This is a genomic window from Rhodococcus sp. 06-418-5 (genome assembly GCF_002258285.1).
Classification (GTDB): Bacteria; Actinomycetota; Actinomycetes; order Mycobacteriales; family Mycobacteriaceae; genus Rhodococcoides.
The window spans coordinates 894,365-902,635 of the sequence record NZ_NOYE01000012.1; the positions used below are offsets into that span (position 1 = coordinate 894,365).

8 protein-coding genes and 1 rRNA gene are annotated in these 8,271 nt (G+C 65.7%); all 9 read right to left on the minus strand.

Going from position 1 to position 8,271, the window contains the following annotated elements; translation table 11 throughout:
• Window positions 1–144: 144 nt before the first annotated feature.
• Window positions 145–1,092: a copper transporter gene (locus CH274_RS09735; RefSeq protein WP_032398509.1), complete on the minus strand. Its 948-nt coding sequence runs from the start codon at window positions 1,090–1,092 to the stop codon at window positions 145–147.
• Window positions 1,089–2,273: a putative cytokinetic ring protein SteA gene (gene steA, locus CH274_RS09740; RefSeq protein WP_032398510.1), complete on the minus strand. Its 1,185-nt coding sequence runs from the start codon at window positions 2,271–2,273 to the stop codon at window positions 1,089–1,091. Before steA ends, CH274_RS09735 begins: the two co-directional genes overlap by 4 nt.
• Window positions 2,274–2,357: 84 nt before the next feature.
• Window positions 2,358–4,127 carry a DNA repair protein RecN gene (gene recN, locus CH274_RS09745; protein WP_176459399.1) on the minus strand — a complete coding sequence of 590 codons (1,770 nt, stop codon included), beginning with the start codon at window positions 4,125–4,127 and terminating at the stop codon, window positions 2,358–2,360.
• 2 nt (window positions 4,128–4,129) lie between these two features.
• Complete coding sequence (locus tag CH274_RS09750; RefSeq protein WP_032398196.1) at window positions 4,130–5,095, minus strand: NAD kinase; 966 nt, start codon at window positions 5,093–5,095, stop codon at window positions 4,130–4,132.
• Window positions 5,092–5,913 carry a TlyA family RNA methyltransferase gene (locus CH274_RS09755; RefSeq protein WP_032398197.1) on the minus strand — a complete coding sequence of 274 codons (822 nt, stop codon included), beginning with the start codon at window positions 5,911–5,913 and terminating at the stop codon, window positions 5,092–5,094. The genes CH274_RS09750 and CH274_RS09755 overlap by 4 nt, the downstream gene beginning before the upstream one ends.
• Window position 5,914: 1 nt before the next feature.
• Complete coding sequence (locus tag CH274_RS09760) at window positions 5,915–6,157, minus strand: hypothetical protein (RefSeq protein ID WP_032398198.1); 243 nt, start codon at window positions 6,155–6,157, stop codon at window positions 5,915–5,917.
• Window positions 6,158–6,234: 77 nt separating this feature from the next.
• Window positions 6,235–7,224 carry an HAD-IIA family hydrolase gene (locus CH274_RS29470; RefSeq protein WP_094657220.1) on the minus strand — a complete coding sequence of 330 codons (990 nt, stop codon included), beginning with the start codon at window positions 7,222–7,224 and terminating at the stop codon, window positions 6,235–6,237.
• On the minus strand, window positions 7,221–8,102 hold the full coding sequence (locus CH274_RS29475) for a hypothetical protein (protein ID WP_082322671.1): 882 nt from the start codon (window positions 8,100–8,102) through the stop codon (window positions 7,221–7,223). Before CH274_RS29475 ends, CH274_RS29470 begins: the two co-directional genes overlap by 4 nt.
• Before the next feature lie 72 nt (window positions 8,103–8,174).
• Window positions 8,175–8,271, minus strand: a 5S ribosomal RNA gene (rrf, locus tag CH274_RS09775); the annotation flags it as partial.

An 8,271-nucleotide genomic window follows, 5' to 3' on the forward strand; every position in this document is an offset into this window, starting at 1 on the left:
TCCCGTGACGAGTCTGCAGGGCTTGCTCCTATCAGGGGGCTGATAAGAGAGGTGAAGCGTGGAAATTGGGCCTGCTACCCACGGGACTTCACGGTAACACCAGTACCTACCTCACCGCCAACGACACGCGCGTTCGTACGACGATCAGCTCGCCGGCGCTCCGACGGTCACGGCGTTGGCATTGGCTCCGGTGCCGTAACGGCCGGACGCGCCGTCCAGCTGCTCCGCCAAGGCAAGAACGGTGGTGATCCGTCCTGCTTCACGGTCGACGTTGTCGACCGTGCTGAGAGCGGACGACAGCGCCGAATCGGCTCGCACGACAGCGATGGAACCGTTGCCCTCGGCCGCACCGGAGCGACCGGCCAGTACCGCGCCTGCACCACGTGAATCGAGGGCTCCCGCGAAGCGGGCGACGATGGCCCCACGATTGCCGTCCTCCACGTCCGAGGTACCGGAACCGGTGACGACCACAGCCAACTGAGCGGGTGCGACGGCACCGTTGTCGTACGCGATGAACCCGCCGCTGCGCAGCGTCTCCAGTGCCAGCGAGAGCTCCTCGGGAGTCGACTGCGGCTGGGCGGTCTCGGCGTTCAGCAGCAACACCGAACCCAGCAGGTCCCCCGCGAGACTGCCCTGGTCCACCGCGCCGGTGCGCAACTGCACGCCGGCCGGAATGACGTTGGTCAAACGCGTCCGAAGATCGTCGCCGTTCGCAGCGGAGACGAACGAATCGGTCAGCGACACCCGACCGGTGACGGTGGCGCCCGAGGCTCCGATCGACCGCGTGACTCCGTCCACGTCGCCGGGGTCGGCGTCCGGGGTGGTGATCACCACGACGCTGCGATCGACCAACGTATCCCGCAACACTCGGCCCGAAACCGCAGCGTCGAAGCCGTCGGCCGAGTTGAGCTGCTCACCCAGGCGATTGTTGGTCGCCTCCAGATCGTCCACCTGAGTTTCGAGGCCGGTCTTGTCGTCTCGAAGGCCCGACACCAGACCGCTCGAGAGCAGACCCGAACCGAGCACGATGCCGATGGCCAGGGCCACGAAGACCGCTGCCAGCGAAATGGCATGTTGGCGAAGCGAAATCACGAAAGCAACCCCTGGAACCACAGAGCGAACCGGTTCCACAGATCGATTGCCCAATCCAACGCTTCACCGCCGATGTTGGACACGGCCAACGCCACGATCACGGCAACGAGCGCCGCCAGAATCAACAGCGCGATCGCACCGCCGGACACACGGCTGCGGTACAGCGTCGCAACAGCTTTGGCGTCGACCAACTTGGCACCGACCTTCAGACGCGTCATGAATGCGGCCGGATTGGTGTTGCGTCGACCACGATCGAAGAACTCGTCCAGGCTGGCCGGGCTACCCACCGACACGATGAGCGAGGCCCCGTGATGATCGGCCAACAACAGCGCGAGGTCGGCAGCGGCACCGGTGGCCGGGAACGTCATGGCACCGATACCGAGATCCTGAATGCGCTCGAGACCCTGCGCGTGTCCGTCCGAATCCGCCGGAAGCACAACCTCTGCACCGCATTTGAGCGTCTGCGCAGTGACGTCCTCGGGATCGCCGACGATGAGGTCGGGGCGATGGCCCGCCTTCATCGCGGTGTCGGCACCCGCACCGACGCCGATGATGACGGGCGAGTACTCCTTGATGAACGGCTTGAGATTCTTCAGATCCTCGGCGTGACCGGGTCCGTCTGCGACGATGACCACGTGACGGCCCTCGAGGTCGATGTCGATGTCCGGCACGCCGACTCCGTCGATGAGCAACGGACTCTCGGTTCGGATGAACTCGATCGTGTTGCCCGAGAACGCTTCGAGATGGTCGACCAGGCCCGTCTTGGCCTCGATCATCTTGTCGGAGATCTCGGCTTCGCTCTGCTCCTCGCCCTTGGCGAGACGACGATCGCCGGTGTAGACGCCGCCGTCGTTGAGGCGGATCTTGGTGCCGTCCTTGATCTTCTTGAAGACTTCGGTGCCGGCCGAGTCGATCAAGGTGATTCCGTTGGCGACGATGACCTCGGGACCGAGGTTGGGATAGCGCCCGGAGATCGACGGCGACGCGTTGACCACCGCCAGCACCCCCGCCTCGACGAGCGCATCTGCGGTCAGGCGATCGAGGTCGAGCTCGTCGAGCACGACGATGTCGCCCGGGCCGACCCGTTTGAGGAGCTTGGCCGTGTTGCGATCGACTCGCGCGATACCGGTGATTCCGGGCAGCGAATCCTGACTACGTGACAGCAGAGCCGGCATCTTCATGAGGACCATGATGACCCGATCGACACGCCCGGCGACGGAGGCGCGCCGAAACAACTACCACACTGATCACATCAGCACCAAAAGTTACAACGCGGCTCGATCGGCGTTTGCCGTGGCCAGCAGCTCCTCGGCATGCGCACGTCCGGTCTCCGTGTCGTCCAGCCCCGCGAGCATTCTCGCGAGCTCGACGACCCGCTCCGACGACGACAACGTTCTGACGCCGCTGTTCGCCGCGCCCTTCTTGGCGTCGGTCTTGTCGACCACCAGGTGGGTATCGGCGAACGCAGCGACCTGCGGCAAGTGGGTGACCACGATGACCTGGTGTGTGCGAGCCAACCGGCCGAGTCGACGCCCGACCTCGACGGCCGCGCGACCACCGACTCCGGCGTCGACCTCGTCGAAGACCATCGTCGCACCCTTGTCCGAGCCCGCCAGCACCACTTCCAGTGCCAACATCACCCGCGAGAGCTCACCGCCCGATGCACTCTTGCTGATCGGAAGCGCCTGGGCACCGTCGTGCGCGGACAGACGAAACTCGACCTCGTCGACGCCGTTGCTGCCCGCATGCAATTCGGTACCGTCGACGACGATCGGGGCCGTGTCGGACGGTCCGGCGGGAAGTGCGCGAACATCGATCTGCAGCTTGGCTTTTCCCATCGCCAGGCCCGCCAGCTCGACGCTGACCGCCTTCGAGAGCTTCACGGCGGCCTTCGCTCGAGCCGCACTGAGCTTCGACGCAGCCGCCGCGACGTCGATCGCAGCCGCATCGACCTTGGCGCTCAACTCGGCGAGCGCATCGGCCGAGGTGTCGATGTGCGAGAGTCGCTCGCGGGCGTCTTCCGCCCAGGCGATGACGCCGTCGACATCGGCGGCGTACTTGCGCGTCAACGACTTCAGCTCGGCCTGCCGGTTCAGGATCGTGTCGAGGGCACCCGGATCGGACGGCAGATCCGTCAAGTACGAGGTGAGGTCTGCCCCGATGTCGCCCACGATCGCCATCGCGTCGTTCAGTCGCGGCAACAGCTCGGTCAGTGCTGCGTCCTCGGCATGTTCGAGGCGAGAGCGAGCCTCGCCCAGCAGGTACAGCGCGGACGCCGTGTCCGACGCCTCCTCGGTACTCCCGACGAGTGCTGCCGAGGCACCTTCCGCGGTCTCACGCAGCGAATCGAGGTCCCCCAGCCGACGCACATCCTCGGCCACGGAGCGATCTTCACCCGGCTCCGGTGCCAGAGAGTCGATCTCCTGCAGGCCGAACTGCAGCCGATCGGCTTCCTGCGCCAGCTCGCGGCTGCGTTCGGTGCGGTCGATCAGCTCGTTGCGCGCGTCGAGCCACGTCTTGCGCGCGGTGCGGTACTTCGACACCAGGGACGCCACCGCGTCCCCGGCGAATCTGTCCAGCGCGCCGAGTTGCTGATCGGGACGCAGCAGCCGCAGCTGGTCGTTCTGACCGTGCACGGTCAGCAGCGAGTCGGTGAAGTTCGACAGCACCGATGCGGGCACGCTGCGCCCACCGAGGTGCGCACGCGAGCGACCGTCCGAGTTGACGGTACGCACGGCGATGATCGAATTGTCCTCGTCGCGTTGACCTCCCGAGGACTCGAGCACCTTGTCGACGTCGTCGATCACCTGCTCCGACGCGGTGTCGGTACTGAATCGCCCCTCCACGACAGCACGCTGTGCGCCGAGCCGAACCCGGCCTGCGTCGGCGCGGGCACCCGACAACAGGTGCAGACTGGTGACCACCATGGTCTTACCCGCACCGGTCTCGCCGGTGAGTACGGTCAGCCCCTCGTGAAACTGTGCGCTGGCACCGGAAATGACTCCGAGGCTGTCGATCCGAATCTCTTCGAGCATTCCTACCTCGCTCTCCCCCGCCACCCGGTAACGGGCAGTTCGAATTTCTTGACCATGCGATCGGCGAACGGTGCCGAATCGAGTCGAACCCATTTGATCGGTGACGCTCCCCGCACCACCTCGACGCGAGCACCTGCCGGCAGGCTCAGTGTGCGCCTGCCATCGCAGAATACGAATCCTGCGTGTCCGCCCGCATCGATCTCGACCGCGATGATCGACTCGGGGCTGGTGACGAGCGGCCGCGCGAACAAAGCGTGCGCGTTGCTCGGAATGACCAATATCGCTTCGAGTTCCGGCCAGACCACAGGCCCACCGGCCGAGAACGCGTAGGCCGTCGAGCCCGTCGGCGTCGAGATCAGAACGCCGTCGCACCCGAATGCGGACACCGGGCGCCCATCGACTTCGAGCACGACCTCGAGCACCCCGAGCCGCGACCCGTTCTCGATGCTCGCTTCGTTCAGTGCCCAGCCCCGATCGACCACCTGATCGCCCACACGAATCGCAATGTCCAACGTCATGCGTTGTTCGATGCGGTAATCCCCGGCGATGACGCGAGCGAGGGCACCTTCAAGATGGTCGGCCTCGGCCTCGGCCAGGAACCCGACGTGCCCGAGGTTGATGCCGAGCACCGGTATCGAGGCCGCTTGCGCGAGCTCGGCTGCGCGCAGGAAGGTCCCGTCACCTCCGAGCACGAGGACCATCTCGCAGCCGGCGGCTGCGTCCGGTCCGAACTCGACGACGTTGAGCTTCATGTCCGCGACGAACACATGGTCGTGTTCCTCCGTATCGGAGGCTTCGATCTTCGATGGCTCGACCTCGTCGACGAGCACACGAAGGCAGATGCCCGCTTCGTCGAAGACCTTGCCCACCCGACGCGCGGTTTCGGCGATGTCCGGTCGACCTGGATGGGCGACGAGAAGAATCTCTCGAGTCGACTCCCGTTCCGGTACTGACTGGGACGGAGTCACTGTGGTCCTTCCTCGATCGCGAGCCGGACGAGTTCCGTGATGTCGGCGCGTGGCGAGTCCTCGCCCACACCTGCCCTCAGCCACAAAAAGTACTCGACATTGCCCGACGGCCCCGGCAGTGGGCTTGCCGCCACAGCTTGCACCGTGAGATTCGAGGCGACGGCCGCCTTCGCCACGTCCTCGACGGCCTCGGCGCGCAGTGCAGGATCGCGCACCACACCTCCGGAACCCACTCGATCCTTGCCGACCTCGAACTGTGGCTTGACCATCAACACCATGTCGGTACCCGACTTCGAGCAGGCAACGAATGCGGGAAGAACGAGCTTGAGCGAGATGAACGACAGGTCTGCGACGATCACGTCCACCGGTCCACCGATCGTCTCCGCATCGATCGACCGAACGTTGGTGCGGTCGATGACATGAACGCGGTCGTCGGATTGCAGACGCCACACCAGCTGCCCGTATCCCACGTCGACGGCGACCACTTCACGCACACCTCGACTGAGAAGCACGTCGGTGAAGCCACCGGTGGATGCACCGGCGTCCAGACAACGTGCACGCTCGACGGTCAGCCCGAGCGGCTCGAATGCGTCGAGGGCGCCGAGCAATTTGTGCGCGCCGCGGGAGGCCCACGAGACCTCGTTGTCTTCTTCGGCCACCAGAAGCGGTGTGCCCGGTTCCACCGCGGTCGCGGGCTTGGAGGCCACGGTCCCGGCGATCTTCACCCGGCCCGCTTCTATCAGCTCCGAAGCGTGCTCGCGAGATCGGGCGAGTCCACGACGAACCAGCTCGGCGTCGACCCGTGCGCGACGAGCCACGTCAGGTCTTGTCGACGGTGGTCAGGGCGCGCACGAGTACCTCGTGCGCGCGGTCGAGCAGACTCGCGTCGCGCGCAAGGGCGTCGGAATCCACAGCCTCGGATTCCTCGTGGGAAGTCGACTCGATCGTGAGTTGATTCAGCAGCGAGGTTACTTCGGTGCGAACAGTGTCCGGATCTGCAGACGACTCATCGCCTGCACCGCTCGGCCGGTGCTGTCCTGGTAGTGGAATAGACGCGCTCATCGCCTCTCACGCTATCGGATGGGTCCGACGTACGCCCGATCGCCGCCGCTCTCGGAACACTGCTGTCGAATGCGGTATCAGCACCCGAGCAGCGAACGCAGATCGCCGAGTCCATCCCCCTCGAAGCGAATGTCCGAGAAGGCCGAGCCGGACCAGGCGACGTGCAGTGTGGCAAGCGCACCCTCGAACGCATCGGGCGTACCGTCCCCGCCGTACTGCACCGAGAGCACCTCGTCGTCGATGGCGACCGTCCAACCGGTCTTGCTGCCGGCGCTCGACGCCATCTCGTCCTTGTTCAGGACTCCGAGATCGAGGCCGATGTGAGTGGGGCGCAGATGCCGAGGCGCATGCAGCAACTCGGCAGCGGTACTGACGCCGGTCAACACCAGCAGCGAGGGCAGACCGATTTCGTTCGCACCAGCGATGTCGGTATCGAGCCTGTCTCCGACGACGAGGGCCGCGCGTGCTCCGCTGCGCTCGATGGCGTCGTGCATGATCGGGGCGGCCGGTTTGCCTGCCACGACGGGCTCGATATCGGTGGCGTTGCGAACCGCCGCGACCATCGAGCCGTTCCCCAACACGAGTCCACGCTCGGTCGGCAAGGTGGCGTCGATGTTCGTAGCCACCCACAGCGCACCCGCACGGATGGCGAGGACAGCCTCGGCAAGCATCTTCCAGCCTGTATCGACGGAGTGCCCCTGCACCACGGCCACGGGATCGTCGTCGGCAGACCTGACCGGTTCCAGACCGACCTTGGTGATCTCGTTCGCCAATGCGTCGGTGCCGACGACGAGTACCCGTGAACCCGGGTCCACCTTGCCCGCGAGTACCCGAGCGGCCGCCTCGGAACTGGTGACGACGAACTCTGCTGAGGTAGCGAACCCGAGACTACGTAGATGTTCGGCGACGTCCTCGGGAGCACGACTGGCATTGTTGGTGACGAAGTACTGCTTCTCGGCCCCACCCGACAATGCTTCGACTGCACCGGGAATGGGATCCTTGCCGGCGTAGACGGTGCCGTCGAGGTCGAGCAGCAGAACGTCGTGGGCGTCGCGTAGCAACGTCACTGACTGCCTCCGGACAGCTCCTCGACCCGCTCTTCGGCGTCGGTCTCACCATCGACATCGGCCGCAGCAGCGTTGAGGAACCATTTCACACCTTCATCGACGCGACCTGCAGCAACCAGCGCATCGGCGTAGACGTAGAACAGGCGCGCGGCAGCGGTTCCGGATCGCGACGCGTCGAGGTCCGGGGTCTGCAGCGTGACGACGGCCTGGTCGTACTGGTTCAGGTCCATCCGCGCACCTGCCACGACGATTCGAAGCTCCGACGCCTCCTCACCGGTCAGCTCACGCGCCTCGTCGCTGCGACCGAGTTCGATAGCGCGCTCGGGACGTCCCAGTCCGCGCTCGCAGTCGGCCATCACAGCGATCAGACCCGGCCCGCCTGCCATGCGTCGGGCAGCGCGAAGCTCGGACAACGCTTCGGCCCACTCACCAGCGTGGTACGCCGCGATTCCCGCGGTCTCACGGACTACAGCGATACGACCGGCACGCTGACGAGCAGCGCGCGCATGCAGTAGCGCCAACTGCGGATCGTCGTCGAGCAGTCTGCTGGTCATCACGAGGTGACGGGCCACAGCAGTGGCATTGTTCTTGTCCAAGCTCAACAGGTCTCGGCGCACTGCCGGCTCGAGCTGCCCGGCTTCGACCTCGTCGGGCAGATCCGGTTCATCCGGACGCGGCGGTCGACGGTCCGACGATGCGCTGTTTCCGCGCCGATCTCCGGAGAATCCACCTTCACCGCCGCGCCTGCGAGGAGGACCGTCCGAGCGACGCGGGTCTCCGCGGCGGTCCTGAGCGCGGGGGTTGCGGTCTCGGGACTCGCTCGGGCGGTTGCCGCCGTCCCCTCGGGAGGGGCGACGATCGTTGTTGTCTTCCGACACGGGCGTCCTTTCGGATTTCGGTACAAACGCAAAAAGGGGACCCACCAGGTGGGTCCCCTTCTTACAACGGGTGTTCGGCGGTGTCCTACTCTCCCACACCCTGTCGAGTGCAGTACCATCGGCGCTGGAGGGCTTAGCTTCCGGGTTCGGAATGGGACCGGGCGTTTCC

Coding starts and splice junctions, on each gene's coding strand:
- steA (WP_032398510.1), bottom strand. CDS start 2,273: ATGAAGATGCCGGCTCTGCTGTCACGTAGTCAGGATTCGCTGCCCGGA.
- recN (WP_176459399.1), bottom strand. CDS start 4,127: ATGCTCGAAGAGATTCGGATCGACAGCCTCGGAGTCATTTCCGGTGCC.
- CH274_RS09760 (WP_032398198.1), bottom strand. CDS start 6,157: ATGAGCGCGTCTATTCCACTACCAGGACAGCACCGGCCGAGCGGTGCA.